13 protein-coding genes are annotated in these 14,487 nt (G+C 69.2%); 5 read left to right on the top strand and 8 right to left on the bottom strand.

Going from position 1 to position 14,487, the window contains the following annotated elements; all coding sequences use genetic code 11:
• Nucleotides 1-10 precede the first annotated feature (10 nt).
• From EPO52_RS13470 to EPO52_RS13455, 4 genes are read right to left on the bottom strand one after another with little or no spacing between them, the layout of a single operon-like run.
• On the bottom strand, nucleotides 11-1,069 hold the full coding sequence (locus tag EPO52_RS13470) for an ABC transporter ATP-binding protein (RefSeq protein ID WP_290807318.1): 1,059 nt from the start codon (nucleotides 1,067-1,069) through the stop codon (nucleotides 11-13).
• Nucleotides 1,066-1,893 (bottom strand): ABC transporter permease, encoded by an 828-nt coding sequence (locus EPO52_RS13465; protein ID WP_290807315.1) that lies wholly within the window; start codon nucleotides 1,891-1,893, stop codon nucleotides 1,066-1,068. The genes EPO52_RS13470 and EPO52_RS13465 overlap by 4 nt, the downstream gene beginning before the upstream one ends.
• A 20-nt stretch (nucleotides 1,894-1,913) precedes the next feature.
• Nucleotides 1,914-2,729, bottom strand: a complete 816-nt coding sequence (gene modA / locus EPO52_RS13460; protein WP_290807313.1) for a molybdate ABC transporter substrate-binding protein — start codon at nucleotides 2,727-2,729, stop codon at nucleotides 1,914-1,916.
• Nucleotides 2,730-2,731: 2 nt separating this feature from the next.
• Nucleotides 2,732-3,136, bottom strand: coding sequence for a TOBE domain-containing protein (locus EPO52_RS13455; RefSeq protein ID WP_290807311.1), 405 nt, complete (start codon nucleotides 3,134-3,136; stop codon nucleotides 2,732-2,734).
• Between the two features lie 108 nt (nucleotides 3,137-3,244).
• Here EPO52_RS13455 and EPO52_RS13450 point away from each other — a divergent pair, with 108 nt between their 5' ends.
• Together EPO52_RS13450 and EPO52_RS13445 are read left to right on the top strand one after the other, a co-directional pair.
• Nucleotides 3,245-5,014, top strand: a complete 1,770-nt coding sequence (locus EPO52_RS13450) for an MFS transporter (protein WP_290807309.1) — start codon at nucleotides 3,245-3,247, stop codon at nucleotides 5,012-5,014.
• A gap of 54 nt (nucleotides 5,015-5,068) precedes the next feature.
• Nucleotides 5,069-5,926, top strand: a complete 858-nt coding sequence (locus EPO52_RS13445) for a CPBP family intramembrane glutamic endopeptidase (protein ID WP_290807307.1) — start codon at nucleotides 5,069-5,071, stop codon at nucleotides 5,924-5,926.
• A 30-nt stretch (nucleotides 5,927-5,956) separates the two neighbouring features.
• Here the strand turns inward: EPO52_RS13445 and EPO52_RS13440 are convergent, their stop codons facing one another.
• Entirely contained in the window at nucleotides 5,957-6,118 is a 162-nt protein-coding gene (locus EPO52_RS13440) for a hypothetical protein (protein WP_290807305.1), read from the bottom strand.
• 122 nt (nucleotides 6,119-6,240) lie between these two features.
• Between EPO52_RS13440 and EPO52_RS13435 the strand changes: the two genes are divergently transcribed.
• A complete protein-coding gene (locus EPO52_RS13435; RefSeq protein ID WP_290807303.1) occupies nucleotides 6,241-6,885 on the top strand; it encodes a TetR/AcrR family transcriptional regulator in 645 nt (214 codons plus the stop codon).
• A gap of 4 nt (nucleotides 6,886-6,889) precedes the next feature.
• Here EPO52_RS13435 and EPO52_RS13430 read toward each other — a convergent pair whose 3' ends face one another.
• Both EPO52_RS13430 and EPO52_RS13425 read right to left on the bottom strand, forming a co-directional pair.
• Nucleotides 6,890-7,828, bottom strand: a complete 939-nt coding sequence (locus EPO52_RS13430) for a 5'-3' exonuclease (RefSeq protein ID WP_290807302.1) — start codon at nucleotides 7,826-7,828, stop codon at nucleotides 6,890-6,892.
• A gap of 68 nt (nucleotides 7,829-7,896) precedes the next feature.
• Nucleotides 7,897-9,396, bottom strand: a complete 1,500-nt coding sequence (locus EPO52_RS13425) for an MFS transporter (protein WP_290807300.1) — start codon at nucleotides 9,394-9,396, stop codon at nucleotides 7,897-7,899.
• Between the two features lie 218 nt (nucleotides 9,397-9,614).
• On the opposite strand from EPO52_RS13425, the gene cofG reads away from it, so the two are divergent.
• Nucleotides 9,615-11,978, top strand: a complete 2,364-nt coding sequence (gene cofG / locus EPO52_RS13420; RefSeq protein ID WP_290807298.1) for a 7,8-didemethyl-8-hydroxy-5-deazariboflavin synthase CofG — start codon at nucleotides 9,615-9,617, stop codon at nucleotides 11,976-11,978.
• Nucleotides 11,975-13,474: an NAD(P)/FAD-dependent oxidoreductase gene (locus EPO52_RS13415; RefSeq protein WP_290807296.1), complete on the top strand. Its 1,500-nt coding sequence runs from the start codon at nucleotides 11,975-11,977 to the stop codon at nucleotides 13,472-13,474. Before cofG ends, EPO52_RS13415 begins: the two co-directional genes overlap by 4 nt.
• Here the strand turns inward: EPO52_RS13415 and EPO52_RS13410 are convergent.
• Entirely contained in the window at nucleotides 13,464-14,474 is a 1,011-nt protein-coding gene (locus EPO52_RS13410; protein WP_290807294.1) for a linear amide C-N hydrolase, read from the bottom strand. The two genes, EPO52_RS13415 and EPO52_RS13410, sit on opposite strands and share 11 nt — an antisense overlap.
• Nucleotides 14,475-14,487: the final 13 nt, after the last annotated feature.

Raw genomic sequence — 14,487 nt, 5'->3', positions numbered from 1 at the left:
GCGGTCGAGTCTAAAGCGCGTAGGCGACGGTGTCGTCGGCGGCGAAACTGAACCAGACCGGCGACCCGGGCACCAGGTCGAGTTCGGCGACCGCGCCCGGGGTGACATCCGCAGCGAGCTCCGCCGAGCGCACGCGCACGATGTCACCCCGTGGTTCGAGATCGGTGACGACCCCGGAGAGCACGTTCTGTGCCGCCGCGAGCGCGTGGGGTTCGTGGGCCCACACGCTCACGCGCGCCGGGCGCACGGCCGCACCCGCGCGGGCACCGGCCGCCACTGCCCGCTCGAACCGCACACCGATGAGGTCACCGGCCGAGCTGCGCACGCCCTCCCGCTCGGCGGTGCCCGTGATCAGGTTGAGTGACGCGAGGCCGGCCGCGAACGGGGTGGCGGGCCGGTCGAGCACCTGCCGCGTCGCGCCGGCGTCGACCACCCTCCCCGCCTCGAGAATCACGACCCGATCGGCGAGCGTGAAGGCGTCGAGCACATCGTGGGTCACGATGATCGCGGTGCGGTCGGCCAGCACGTCGCGCAGCATCCGGCGCACGGCGGGCGCCACCGAGACGTCGAGGGCCGCCAGGGGCTCGTCGAGCAGCAGCAGAGCGGGTTCGGATGCGAGCGCGCGCGCCACGGCGATGCGCTGCGCCTGCCCGCCCGAGAGCTGCGCGGGCCTCCGGGCGCCGAGGTGGGAGGCGTCGACCCGCTCGAGCCAGGTCGCGGCCCGGGCGAGAGCAGCGGCGCGCGGCATCCCTGTGCTCCGAGGCCCGAAGGCCACGTTGTCGAGCACGCTGAGGTGCGGGAAGAGCAGGGCGTCCTGGGCCAGCAGCGAGACGCCCCGCCGATGCGGGGGCAGCCAGCGGCCACGCCCCGTCGACGGCACATCGAAGAGCACGCGTTCGCCGAGCTGCGCCGATCCGGTGTCGGGCGTGAGAAGCCCTGCGATGAGAGTGAGCAGGGTCGATTTGCCGGCGCCGTTCGGGCCGAGGATCGCCACCGTCTCCCCCGCCTCGACGGCGAGTTCCACGTCGAAGCCGCGGCTGCGCACGGCCGCCTCGAACGAGAGGCTCACGAGTCCCGCCTCCGGCCGAAGCCCACGCCGTTCCGCTCGCCGGCCTGGTGGGCGATCGCCACCACGATGACGGCCACCACCACCAGCACGAGGGAGAGCGCGACCGCGGCATCCGGATCCGTCTCCCGCTGCAGGTAGATCTCGAGGGGCAGTGTGCGGGTGACACCCTGCAGCGACCCCGCGAAGGTGAGAGTGGCCCCGAACTCGCCGAGGGCACGGGCGAACGACAGCACCGCCCCTGAGATCAGGGCGGGGAGCACGAGGGGCAGTGTGATGCGGCGCAGCACCGTGGTGGGCCGGGCACCGAGTGTCGCCCCCACCGCCTCGTAGCGCGTGCCGACCGTGCGCAGCGCGCCCTCGAGGCTCAGCACGAGGAACGGCAGCGCCACGAAGGTCTGCGCGAGCACCACGGCGGTGGTGGAGAACGCGATGGTGACGCCGAACGCCTCGAAGCTCTGGCCGAGCAACCCACGGCGGCCGAAGGTGTAGAGCAGGGCGATGCCGCCCACCACCGGGGGCAGCACCAGGGGCAGCAGCACCAGGGAGCGCAGGATCTTCTGGCCCCAGAACTCGGTGCGCGCCAGCACGATCGCCATCGGCACGCCCAGCACCACGCAGAGCGCCGTGGCGGCGAGCGAGGTGCGCAGGCTCAGCCAGAGGGCATCGACCGACGACTCCGAGGTGATCAGCGGGATGAACTCCCCCCAGTTCACCCGGGTGATCATCGCGACCAGCGGCAGCACCACGAACGACGCACCGACGATCGCGACGGCCACGACCCAGCCGGGTACCCCGGCGTAGGGAGAGCTTCTGCGGGAGGACATGACGGCCGGGCTGCAGTCCGCTACGGAGTACCGAAGCCGGCGGCCGCGAGAACACCCTGGCCGACGCCGCCCGTCACGAAGTCGATGAACGCCTGCGCGGCATCCGGGTTCTTCGTGGCCGTGACCGGCGCGATCGGATAGACGTTCACGGCCTCGCCCGACTCGTCGAAGGCGATGCCTCGGACGGTGTCGCCCGCGGCGGCGACATCCGTCACGTACACGAGACCCGCATCCGCTTCGCCGCTCGCGACCTTGCCGAGCACGTCGGTGACGGATGACTCCTCGCTCACGGGAGAGAGGGTGACGCCGGTGGCCTCCTCGACCTTCACCGTGGCGGCGCCGCAGGGAACCTGGGCGGCGCAGATCACCACCTTGGTGTCGGGCTCCGCCAGGTCGGCGAAGGATGCGACCCCCGCCGGGTTGGTGGGCGGCACCGCGATCTGCAGCACGTTGGTGGCGAAGTCGACGGGCACGGCCGCATCGATCAGCCCGACATCCGTGAGCTTGGCCATGTTCTTCTCATCGGCCGAGGCGAACACGTCGGCCGGAGCGCCCTCGGTGATCTGGGTCACGAGGTCGGAGGAGCCGGCGAAGTTCAGCTCGACCGTGACTCCGGGGTGGGCGGCCTCGAACCGGGTGGCGAGCTCGGTGAAAGTCGATGTGAGGGATGCGGCGGCGTACACGGTGATGGAGCCCTCCAGCGCCGCCGCGCTCGGGGAGGGCGCCGCGGTGGTGGCGGGCGCGTCGCTGCTCGCGCCGCCGCTCGCACAGGCGGCGAGCGCGAGGGTCATGGCTGCGGCCATCGCCGCGGTCGCGATCGTCGTGCGTCGTCGCATTCTCAGGCCTTCCCCACGGGTGTCTCGATGATCACGGTGGTGGCTTTCACGACCGCGATGGCGACGGAACCGGGCTCGAGCCCCAGTTCGCGCACGGCTTCACTGCTCATCAGCGACACGATCCGGTGGGGTCCGCACTGCAGCTCCACCTGGGCCATCACGGTGTCCTGGGTGATCTCCGTGACGATGCCCACGAGCCGGTTGCGCGCCGAGCGCCCGATGTCAGAAGGGTCGGCGGGCAGCACGGCGTTCTTGCGTGCGAGCTGCGCCATGGCGAGCCCGTCGACGACCCCGCGCCCCGCGTCGTCTTTCCCGCTCTCCAGCAGCCCGAGGTCGATCCATCGCCGCACCGTGTCGTCGCTCACCCCGAGGAAGTGCGCGGCCTCTCTGATCCGTATCTGCGTCACGAACGCAATCGTATTTCCGCGCACACGGAAATCACGAATCGGAGATCGAGATCATCTCCCGCATCTCGTTATAGTTAGTTAACGACAACTAATGACTTCGGAGGACCAGTGGCAGAGAAGGCCGTGCGCGAACGGACCGGCATGTTCAACCGGGATCACCCGCGCTACAAGTGGGTCGCCCTGAGCAACACGACGCTCGGCATGCTGATGGCCACCATCAACGGCTCGATCGTGCTCATCTCGCTGCCGGCCATCTTCACAGGCATCCAGCTCGACCCGCTGGAACCGGGCAATGTGAGCTATCTGCTCTGGATGCTCATGGGCTACATCCTGGTCACCGCCGTGCTCGTCATGACGTTCGGGCGCCTGGGCGACATGGTCGGCCGGGTGAAGATCTACAACCTCGGTTTCGTGATCTTCTCGGTCGCCGCCATCGCCCTCGTGTTCGATCCGTTCACCTCGGGTGGCGGAGCGCTCTGGCTGATCGGCTGGCGCGTGGTGCAGGCGGTGGGCGGATCGATGATCATGGCCAACTCCACCGCCATCCTCACGGATGCCTTCCCCGCGAACAAGCGCGGCATGGCCATCGGCATCAACCAGATCGCCGCCATCGCGGGAACCTTCCTCGGCCTCATCATCGGCGGGCTGCTCGCCGCCGTCGACTGGCGGGCGATCTTCCTGGTGACCGTACCCTTCGGTGTGCTCGGCACGATCTGGTCGTACAAGTCTCTTCACGAGGTGGGAACGAAGACCCGCGGCACGATCGACTGGACGGGGAACATCCTCTTCGCCGTCGGTCTCATCGCCGTTCTCACGGGCATCACCTACGGAATCCAGCCCTACGGCGACAGCTCGACCGGTTGGCTGAACCCCTGGGTGCTCGGCGCCATCATCGGCGGCATCGTCGTGCTCATCGCGTTCGTGTTCATCGAGCTGAGAGTGAAGGAGCCGCTCTTCAACGTGCGGTTGTTCGCCATCCGGGCCTTCGCCTGGGGCAACCTGGCCGGCCTCCTCGCCTCGATCAGCCGGGGCGGTCTGCAGTTCATGCTGATCATCTGGCTGCAGGGCATCTGGCTGCCGCTGCACGGCTACTCCTACGAGAGCACGCCGTTCTGGGCCGGAATCTACCTGCTGCCGCTCACCATCGGCTTCCTAGTCTCGGGCCCGATCTCCGGCACCCTGTCCGACCGGTTCGGCGCCCGCACCTTCGCCACATCGGGGCTCCTGCTCGTGGCCGCCACCTTCGTGGCTCTGCTTCTCATCCCGGTGAACTTCGACTACTGGCTGTTCGCCGTGATCACGTTCCTGAACGGGGTGGGATCGGGGATGTTCGCCGCCCCGAACCGCACGGCCATCATGAACTCGGTTCCCGCCACGCAGCGCGGTGCGGCATCCGGCATGACCGGCACGTTCCAGAACGCCGGCAACTCGCTCTCGATCGGCATCTTCTTCTCGCTGATGATCGCGGGCCTCGCCACCACCCTCCCGAACGCGCTGTACGCAGGCCTCACCTCACACGGTGTGGCCACGGATGTCGCGAGCCAGGTGGCGGCCACTCCCCCGGTCGGCAGCCTCTTCGCCGCCTTCCTCGGCTACAACCCCATCGAGTCGATCCTCGGCCCCACGGGCGCCCTCGACGCGCTGCATCCGGCGGATGCGGCGGCGCTCACCGGCCAGACGTTCTTCCCCCAGCTGATCTCCGACCCCTTCCACTCGGGACTCGTGATCGTGTTCATCGCGGCGGCGATCATGTCGGTGATCGGCGCCGTGGCCTCGCTGCTCATGGGTGGCAAGTTCGTGCACGCCGAGAGCGACTCGAAGCCGGCCGCCCCGACGACGACACGGAGCATCGCCGCCGCGGAGCTGAGCGACGTGTGAGATCTCACCCGTTCCATTAGGGTGAGCCGCATCGCCCCGCGGAACGGAGAAGCCATGCCCGAGCACACCACGTCATCCGGCTGGACGCGGTTCTGGGAGCGTGGGGGCTGGTGGAAGGCCCTCCTCGTCGCGGTCGTCTACTACGGCGTGTACCAGCTGATGGGCCTTCTCGTCGACGCCGTGTTCCCCGAGCAGAGCGGGGTGCGGGGCGACGACGGCAGCGGGCCCCAGATCTTCTTCGACATCGCGCTGCCCATCCTCCTCACCAGCATTCTCCTCGTGGCGTTCGCCATCTCGACCGGCTGGCTTCGCGAGCTGTTCGCGCCCCAGACCATCCGGGGCCGCGGCTGGATGTGGGTGGGTGTCGCCGTGGTGCTGGCCATCAACGCCGCGAGCTTCGCGAGCCTCGACTTCGCCGCAGCGGGCGCTCCGGTCATCCTGTCCTGGCTCTTCACCGGCCTCTGCGTGGGTTTCGCCGAAGAAGTGGTCACCCGCGGCTTCGTGGTGAACCTGATGCGCAAGGCGGGGCATCCGGAGATCGCGGTGGGCCTCGTGTCCGCGGGCGTCTTCGCCGCGCTGCACGCCGGAAACGTGTTCACGAGCGATCAGGGCGTCGGCACCACGGCGCTGCAGGTCGTGTACACCTTCTTCTTCGGGCTCTGCATGTACCTCGCACTGCGGGTGACGGGCAACCTCATCTGGCCGATCCTGATCCACGCGTCGACGGATCCCACGATCTTCCTGCACGGCGAGTACCCCGCCGCGTCGAACCCTCTGTCGATCCTCAGCTCACTCAGCACCTTCCTCGTGATCGGCACCGGCATCGTGCTGCTGATCGCCTTCATCGTGAGCGAGCGACGACGTGCCCGCAGCGGGCTCACGGGTACGGCCGCGCGCGACATCCCCGCCTGAGCCCGACCGGGTGCCGATCGCAGCGCCCGGTCACTCGGGCGATGAAGCACGTGATGCAGCGGGATGCTCCCGCTCGGCGAAGTCGGTGACGCCGGCGGCCGCCGCCTCGCGTCGGCGGGCACGGAGCGACGGGGCAGCGAGCGCCGCGAGGATCGCGAGCACACCCACCCCGGCGGAAACCCAGAACCCCACCGATGGTGCCGAGTGTCGGCGCGACGAGCGACTGCAGAACAGCGAAGGAGAGCCCGCCCAGGGAGAGGAACAGGATGATGGCGGTTCCGCGCCCGCGCGGTGCCTTCGCGATCGAAAGAGACATGAGCAACCAGATCGACGAGACGGCCGACGATGAGCTGATCCGCTCCGGACGCGATGCCGAGGCCACGACACGCGCCCTGGTGCGTGCCGCCCGACGACGCTTCGCCACCGAGGGATATCGCGCCACGACCGTTCGCCAGATCGCTGCCGACGTGGGCGTGAACGTCGCATTGATCAACCGCATCTTCGTGTCGAAAGACGGTCTCTTCGAGGCCTGCATGCTGCGCACCTCGAGCGAGCTCGACGCCCAGCAGCCCACCCGGCCCGCCACGATCGAGGCCGTGATCGAGCGACTGATCATGCACGTCGTGAACGCGCCGAACGGTGACGACCCGCTACAGCTGCTGCTCCTGCTGCGCTCGTCGGGCGATGAGAACGCCGATCGCATCCGCCGCAGAACGCTGGAACACTTCACCGAGAGGCTCGCCGCCGCGGCGGGCTGGAGTGCCGACGACCCCGCGACCGAGCATGTGCTCCTGCGGGCTCAGCTCGCCATCGCCACGATGCTGGGCGTGGTGATGCTGCGCGCCTCCGCCGTAGCCGAGCCCGTGGCATCCGCCACCGCCGACGATCTCACGGAGCCTCTCAGCCACGTGTTCGGGGCACTCCTCGGCGCAGCGCAGCACCGCCCTGCGAGCGACTGACCGATCAGCCGCGCGTGTCGAGCGCGGCCAGGAGACGCCCGACCGAGCCGCCGAGGTTCCACTCCGACGCGAGCCGTTCGAGCTCGATGCGATCGGCACCCGTCACCGGCGCCAGCCGCGCACCCACCTGCTCGAGCGACGGCAGGTCGAGATCGCGCACCACCGCCACCACTCGCGGCGCCACGTCGAGGTAGGCGGCCGCGGCCTCGAGCTTCGCGCGCACGGACGACGACACCGAGCTCGCAGGGTCGGCAGCAGCCGCTCGCAAGGCGTCGAGACTGCCGTGCTCCCCCAGCAGCCCGGAGGCGGTCTTCTCGCCGATGCCGGCGACACCGGGCAGCCCGTCGCTCGTGTCGCCCCGCAGGGTTGCGAAGTCGGCATACTGCTCCGGCAGCACCCGGTACTTCGCCACCACGACCGCGTCCGTGAGCACCTCGAGATTCTTCATGCCTCTCGTGGTAGAGACCACCCGCACGTCGTGGGCGTCGTCGACGAGCTGGAAGAGATCGCGGTCTCCTGTCACGATGTCGACCGGATGCGCGGCGCCGGTCGCGTAGCTGCCGATCACGTCGTCGGCCTCGTGCTCGGCCACCCCGACCACCGCGATCCCGGCCAGTCGCAGCACCTCGCGGATGAGCGGGATCTGGGCCTCGAGCAGATCGGGCACCACCTCCACGTCGGCGGCATCCGACACCACCTCGGCCACCCGGTGCGCCTTGTAGCTCGGGATGAGGTCGACTCGCCACTGCGGCCGCCAATCATCGTCCCAGCACGCCACCAGAAGTGCGGCGTCGAACTCTACGACGAGACGCGCGATCATATCGAGCAGACCCCGCACCGCATTCACGGGCGTGCCGTCGGAACGCCGGATCGAGTCCGGCACCCCGTAGAAGGCGCGAAAGTACAGCGAGGCGGTGTCGAGCAGCATCAGTCGATCGGGCATACCCGATCCTGGCACGGAGCCCGGGCTCACGCCGAGGATTCGGCGCGGCCCGGTCGAGAGACCCCCCCCTAGCTGCTCCGCGACCGATCGCGGGTGGTGCGCTCCCCCTCGACCTTCACTTTCCCCGGCGAGACGGCCGAGAGCGGACTGGTGATCGCCTCGAGCGGTTTGCGCTCCGCATTCACCCCGAAGATGAATGCCACGATCCCACCCACCAGCATCAGGAGTCCCGCTCCGATGTAGCCGATCGTGATCGGTCCACGGTCGGCACCGTCGCCGATCAGCGACGCGAACAGCAGCGGCGCGATTGAACCCACGATCTGCCCGATCGAGAAGAAGTACGAGATCACCTGCGACCGCATCTCGAGCGGGAACAGCTCGCTCACCGTGAGGTACGCCGACGACGCCCCCGCGCTGGCGAAGAAGAACGAGACGCACCAGAACACCGTCTGGGTGGTGGCGTTCAGCACGTCGGCCTGGAAGAGGAAGCCCGAGACCGTGAGGATGATTCCGGCCAGCCCGTAGGTGGCCAAGATCATCTTGCGCCGCCCGATGGTGTCGAACAGATGCCCCAGCACGAGCGGCCCGAGCAGGTTGCCGATGGCGAACGGGAAGAAGAAGTACTGCACCGCGTCGTTCTCGACGCCGTAGAAGTTCTGCAGCGCCAGCGCGTAGGTGAAGAAGATGGCGTTGTAGAGGAACGACTGCGTGATCATCATGGTCAGACCGACGATCGTGCGATTCGGGTAGTCGCGGATGAGCACGCTGGCGATGGTCTTGAACGGGATGCGGTCGAGCGGTTTCACCTCGATCGCCTGGTCGTCGGGCACGGGGTCGAGCTTCGTGCCGGTGGCCTTCTCGACCTGCGCCTCGATGTCGTCGACCGTCTTCTCGGCCACGTCCTCTTTGCCGTGGGTCATCAGCCAGCGCGGGCTCTCCGGGATGTGCCGGCGCATGTAGATCATGATCAGGCCGATCACCGGGCCGATGAAGAAGGCGAGCCGCCATCCGATGTTCTCGGCGAAGTTGTCGGGGTTCAGGAAGAACAGGTTCGCAACCGACCCGAGGGCTGCACCGCCCCAGTACGTCCCGTTGATGGCGATGTCGACGCGGCCACGGTAGTGGCTCGGGATCAGCTCGTCGATGGCCGAGTTGATGGCCGCATACTCGCCGCCGATACCGAGACCCGCAACGAACCGCATCGCGAACAGGAACTCCATGTTCGGCGAGAGGCCGGCGAGCGCCGATCCCACGAGATAGATGGCGAGGGTGATGATGAAGAGCTTCTTGCGGCCCCACTTGTCGGAGAGCCGGCCGAACACGAGCGCTCCCACCACCTGGCCCACGAGATAGATCGTGCCGGCGAGACCCACCTGAGCCGAGTCCATGCCGAGCGACTGCTGGAAGCCGTTCGAGGCGATGATCTGGATCTCGAGCCCGTCGAGCACCCACGACACCCCGAGGCCGAACACCACCATCCAGTGGAACCGCGTCCAGGGCAGCCGGTCCATCCGAGCGGGCACCAGGCTCCGGATGCTTCCACCCCCGGTCTTCATGTCAGTCACCATGCACCTCCATCTCGCCGGTCTTGCTCGAAGCGGATGCGGGGGCGACGCCGGCGGCGCGATCGAACGTACGCCGATGTTAACGATTTCGCTCGTCGTCGCATCGACCGCCTGCGGAGAGTTAGAGTGGGCTCACTCAGCAGTTAGAGCCTGGATTTGGGCTTTCCCTTCCGTGACGACGCGAAGACGTTCCGACTAGTCGGACGCCCAGGAAAGCCCCGATGACCCACGACCTCACCGCTCACGCTCTGGCACTCGCCGAGTCACGCCGGCCGCTGACGCTCGACGAGATCGAGTCGCTGTTCTCCGCCCGCGGCGATGAACTCGACCGTCTGCTCGCGCTGGCCTCCTCCCTGCGCGACGAAGGGCTCGCACGGCGCGGGCGACCCGGGGTCATCACCTTCTCGAAGAAGGTGTTCCTCCCCATCACGACGCTCTGCCGCGACCGCTGCCACTACTGCATCTTCGTCGACACCCCGGGCAAGCTGAAGGCGAAGGGCAAGGCGCCCTTCATGTCGGCCGACGAGATCCTGGCCATCGCCCGCCAGGGTGCCGCGCTCGGCTGCAAGGAGGCGCTCTTCACTCTCGGCGACCGCCCCGAGGAGCGCTGGGAGATCGCCCGGGAGTGGCTCGCCGAGCACGGCTACGAGTCGACCCTCGACTACATCCGCGACATGGCGCAGCGTGTTCTCGACGAGACCGGTCTGCTGCCGCACCTGAACCCCGGCGTCATGAGCTGGGCCGAGATGCAGCGCCTGCGCCCCGTCGCGCCCTCGATGGGCATGATGCTCGAGACCACGTCGCGCACGCTCTGGTCGGAGAAGGGGCAGCCGCACTACGGATCGCCCGACAAGGATCCCGCGGTGCGCCTCCAGGTGCTCGAGGATGCGGGGCGCTCCCGCATCCCGTTCAGCACGGGCGTGCTGCTCGGCATCGGCGAGACCCTGCGCGACCGGGCCGAGTCGCTGCTCGCCATCCGCGAGAGCGACGAGCGGTTCGGGCACATCCAGGAGACGATCGTGCAGAACTTCCGGTCGAAGCCCGGCACCGCGATGCAGAACGACGACGACCTCGGCCTCGGCGACTACATCGCGAGCGTCGCCGTGGCGCGGGTGGTGCTGGGGCCGGATGCGAGCATCCAGGTCCCCCCGAACCTCACCGATGCCGCCGAACTCGGGCTGCTGGTGCGGGCGGGCATCGACGACTGGGGCGGAGTGAGCCCCCTCACCCCCGACCACGTGAACCCCGAGCGCGCCTGGCCGCAGATCGAGACGCTGGCCCGGCTCACCGCGGAGGCGGGTTTCACCCTGCACGAGCGGCTCACGGCGCACCCGCGCTACGTGCAGAGCGACGAGCACTGGATCGACGACCGTCTCCTGCCCCAGGTGAGAGCACTTGCCGAACCCACCACGGGGCTCGCGGATGAGAGCGCGCCGGTCAGGCCGCATACGGCATCCGTGCCCGACGAGGAGTCGCGATCGTCGCGCGCCGGTGTGTCATCGACCAGTATGGCCGCGCTGATCTCGCGCGCCGAGGGCTCCCCCGCGGCGCTCTCCGACGCGGACTACGTCACCCTCCTCTCAACGCGCGGCCGCGATCTCGACGCTCTCTCCGCCGTGGCCGACGGCATCCGCTCGCGCCGGGTGGGCGACGCGGTCACCTTCGTGGCGAACCGCAACCTCGACCTCGCGCGGCTCGGCGTCGACCTCTCGCTGGAGGATGTCGCCGCCATCGCCGACGAGGCGGTGTCCCGGGGCATGACGGAGGTGTGCGCCCAGGGCGCGTTCGCCCCGCACCTGGCCGCGGAGACGCCTTTCCTGCTGGCCCGCGCGATCTCGTCGAGGGGGCTGCACCTGCACGCGTTCCGGCCGGCGGAGATCCTCGCCGGTGCCGCACAGGCGGGCCAGTCGCTCGACGAGCACCTCATCGCCCTGCGCGAGAGCGGGGTCGCCTCCGTGCCCGGCACGGGAGCCCGCATCCTGGACGACACGGTCCGTGCGCAGCTGAGCGGTGGCACCGACATGCCCGCGGCGGAGTGGATCAGGGTTATCACCGCCGCGCACCGCCACGGCCTGCCGTCGACGGCGACGATGGTCTACGGGCATGTGGAGTCTCCCGCGCAGATCGTGGCGCATCTCCGCACCCTGGCTCGCATCCAGGACGAGACGGGCGGGTTCCGCGAGTTCATCCTCATGCCTCACGTGCCGGTCGACACGCCCGGCATCGACACCCGACCGCCCGCCGGGCTCGACGAGTCGCGGGCCGTGCACGCGGTGAGCCGGCTCCTCCTCGACGGCCGCATCGATCACCACCAGGCGGCCTGGCCGAAGCACGGCCTGCGGGCCACGGCGCTGCTGCTCGCCAGCGGGGCCGACGACATCGGCGGGCTGCTCGACCCGGGCATCCTCTTCCCCACGGTCGGCGCCGAGGCCGGGCGTGCCATCCGCCGGTCGGACGTCGAGCAGCTCGCCCGCGATCTCGGTCGTGGTGTGCGGCAGCGCAGCACCTCGTACGAGACGGTTGTTCCGATGCCCGCCACGTCGTCGCGGCCCTACCGCGCCCTCGAGCTGTCGGAGCGGGTGTGACGGGCGCGCCGACCATCGAGGTCGATCCCGTCGAGACAGTCGATCCCGTCGAGACCGTCGAGGTCGCCGTGCTCGGTGCGGGCTTCGCCGGTATCGGCATGGGCGCGCGACTGGCGCGCGAGGGCCATCGCTCGTTCGTCATCCTCGAACGGGCCTCCGAGGTAGGCGGAACGTGGCGCGACAACCGCTACCCGGGTGTGGCCTGCGACGTGCCCGCGCACCTCTACAGCTACTCGTTCCGGCAGAAGGCCGACTGGTCGCGGCTCTTCGCGCCGGGCGGTGAGATCCTCGACTACCTGCGAGCCACCGTGGCCGACGAGGGTCTGGAGCCACACCTCCGGCTCGGCACCGAGGTGCGCTCGGTCGAGTGGGCGGACGGCGCCTGGAGCATCGACACCAGGCGCGGCCGCTATGTCGCCCGCAGCGTCGTCGTCGCCGCGGGGAGGCTCGCCGAGCCGGTCGCCGATCCCGTCGATGGGTTCACCGGCACGGCGTTCCACTCCGCCCGATGGCCCGAGGGCCTCGATCTGCGCGGCGCGCGCGTGGGCGTGGTCGGCACGGGTTCCTCCGCCGCGCAGATCATCCCGCAGGTCGCCGCAGAAGCTGAGCAGCTCGTGGTCTTCCAGCGCACCCCGGCGTGGGTCATCCCACGCGACGACCGCGCCTACACACCCGACGAGATCGACGCCTTCGACCGCGACCCCGTGGCGCTCCGCCAGTACCGCGACGACCTCTTCGCCGCGGCGGAGCGTGGGTTCGATGCCCGCACGATCGCCACGGAGGCGCACGCCGCTCTGCACGCACTGGCGAACGCCCACCGCGACTCCCAGGTGCCGGATGCCGGGCTGCGCGAGATTCTCACGCCCGACTACGAGATCGGCTGCAAGCGCGTGGTGATCTCCGACGACTACTTCCCCGCCTTCGCCAGGCCGAACGTCACCCTCGAACCCTCCGCTCTGGAGTCGGCCTCGGGTCGCCGGGTTCGGGCGGCGAGCGGCGCCTCCTACGAACTCGACGTGCTCGTGTTCGCCACCGGGTTCACCGCATCCCGTCCGCCCTATGCGGCCATGGTCGTGGGCCGCGACGGTGAGACGCTCGCTGAGCACTGGCGCGACGGCATGCGCGCCTATGCCTCGACGGTCGTGCACGGCTTCCCGAATCTGTTCGTGCTGAACGGCCCGAACGCCACCCTCGGCCACAACTCGGCGATCCACGTGATCGAGTCGCAGATCGGGTACGTCGCAGGTGCGCTCGCTCACGGCGCCTCGACCGGCTCGACGATCGAGGTGAGCGCCGAAGCCGAACACCGCTACGTCGAGGAGATCGACCGCCGGGCCGCGACCACGGTCTGGACGACCGGCCGGTGTTCGAGCTGGTACCTCGATCCGGTCAGCCGTCGCCTCGCCCTGATCTGGCCGGGAACCGCGGCGTCGTTCCGACAGCAGAACGGCACCTTCGATCCCGCACCGTTCGAGGAATCCCTGCTCAGACGGTGATCAGCGCGAACCCCGCGGCGACCAGCTCGACCTGACGCGGCTCGGATCCGCCGAAATCGGTCTGAGCCAGGTCGATCGCGAGCGGCTGCGGGTTGGACTGCAGGCGCACGATGTAACGCAACGTGGACAGGCTCGCGATGCTCGACCACTTGGTCTGATCGTCCTGCTCGACACCGGCCGCATTCGTGCCGGTCATCATGCCGATGGGGATGTCGAAGTTGTTCAGCGCGTGCAGGCAGAGGTGCTCGAGTGCAGTGGCATCCGCCGCCGGCAGCATCGTCATCACGTAGGCCGCGGCGCGGAGAAACCGCCCGGCGCTGCCGGAATCGCCCGGCAGCCCCACGAAACCCTGCCCCTGTGAGAGAGGAGCGAAGCGGATGCCACGGATCTCCACCGGCTCGGGATTGGCGGCGTGCAGCTGCGGGAGGTAGTTGCGCACGTTGTCGTAGTGCCAGTCGAGGTACGGCGCGTTGGTGGCGACGCCCAGGGGATTGTCGCGGTGCTTCTGCGCAGCGTCTTCGAACTCGGCGACCCCGCTGGCACCGGTGGCGTCGTGCAGCACAAGGTGAAGCGGCGGGACGCCCTGGATGAGCGGGTTCACGGGACCCCAGACCGTCACAGCGGCGAGCAGCGCGAAGGCCTCGGCCACGGTCGCCGCCTGGGTGAGCACGTAGGCCACCGCATCCAGCACGGCGAGGTTCTGCGCCGCATCCGAAGCCGGCTCTTCATAGGACGCGAAGCCCGGCATGTAGAGAGCGCCCACGTACAGGCCCTTCTCGTTCAGGCCGTCGGTGAGCAGCTGGGGGTCACCGATCGCGTTCATGCCGACGGCGCCATACCGGGTGGTCCAGCTCACGCCGGGGCCGGTGGGCGACTCCGAGGTCAGCGTCAGACCGCGGGGCAGCACGGTGAGTTTCGCTCCGAGCATGTCGGGGAACTCCATGGTGCGGCCGACAGCCACCGAGCCATCGGTCGCGCGCAACTGAAAACTCGTGCACATGAGATCTCTCCGT

The organism is Herbiconiux sp., from assembly GCF_004297105.1.
Taxonomy (GTDB): Bacteria; Actinomycetota; Actinomycetes; order Actinomycetales; family Microbacteriaceae; genus Herbiconiux.
Note: the sequence above shows the minus strand (reverse complement) of the source record. Positions and strands in the feature narration are given on the sequence as shown.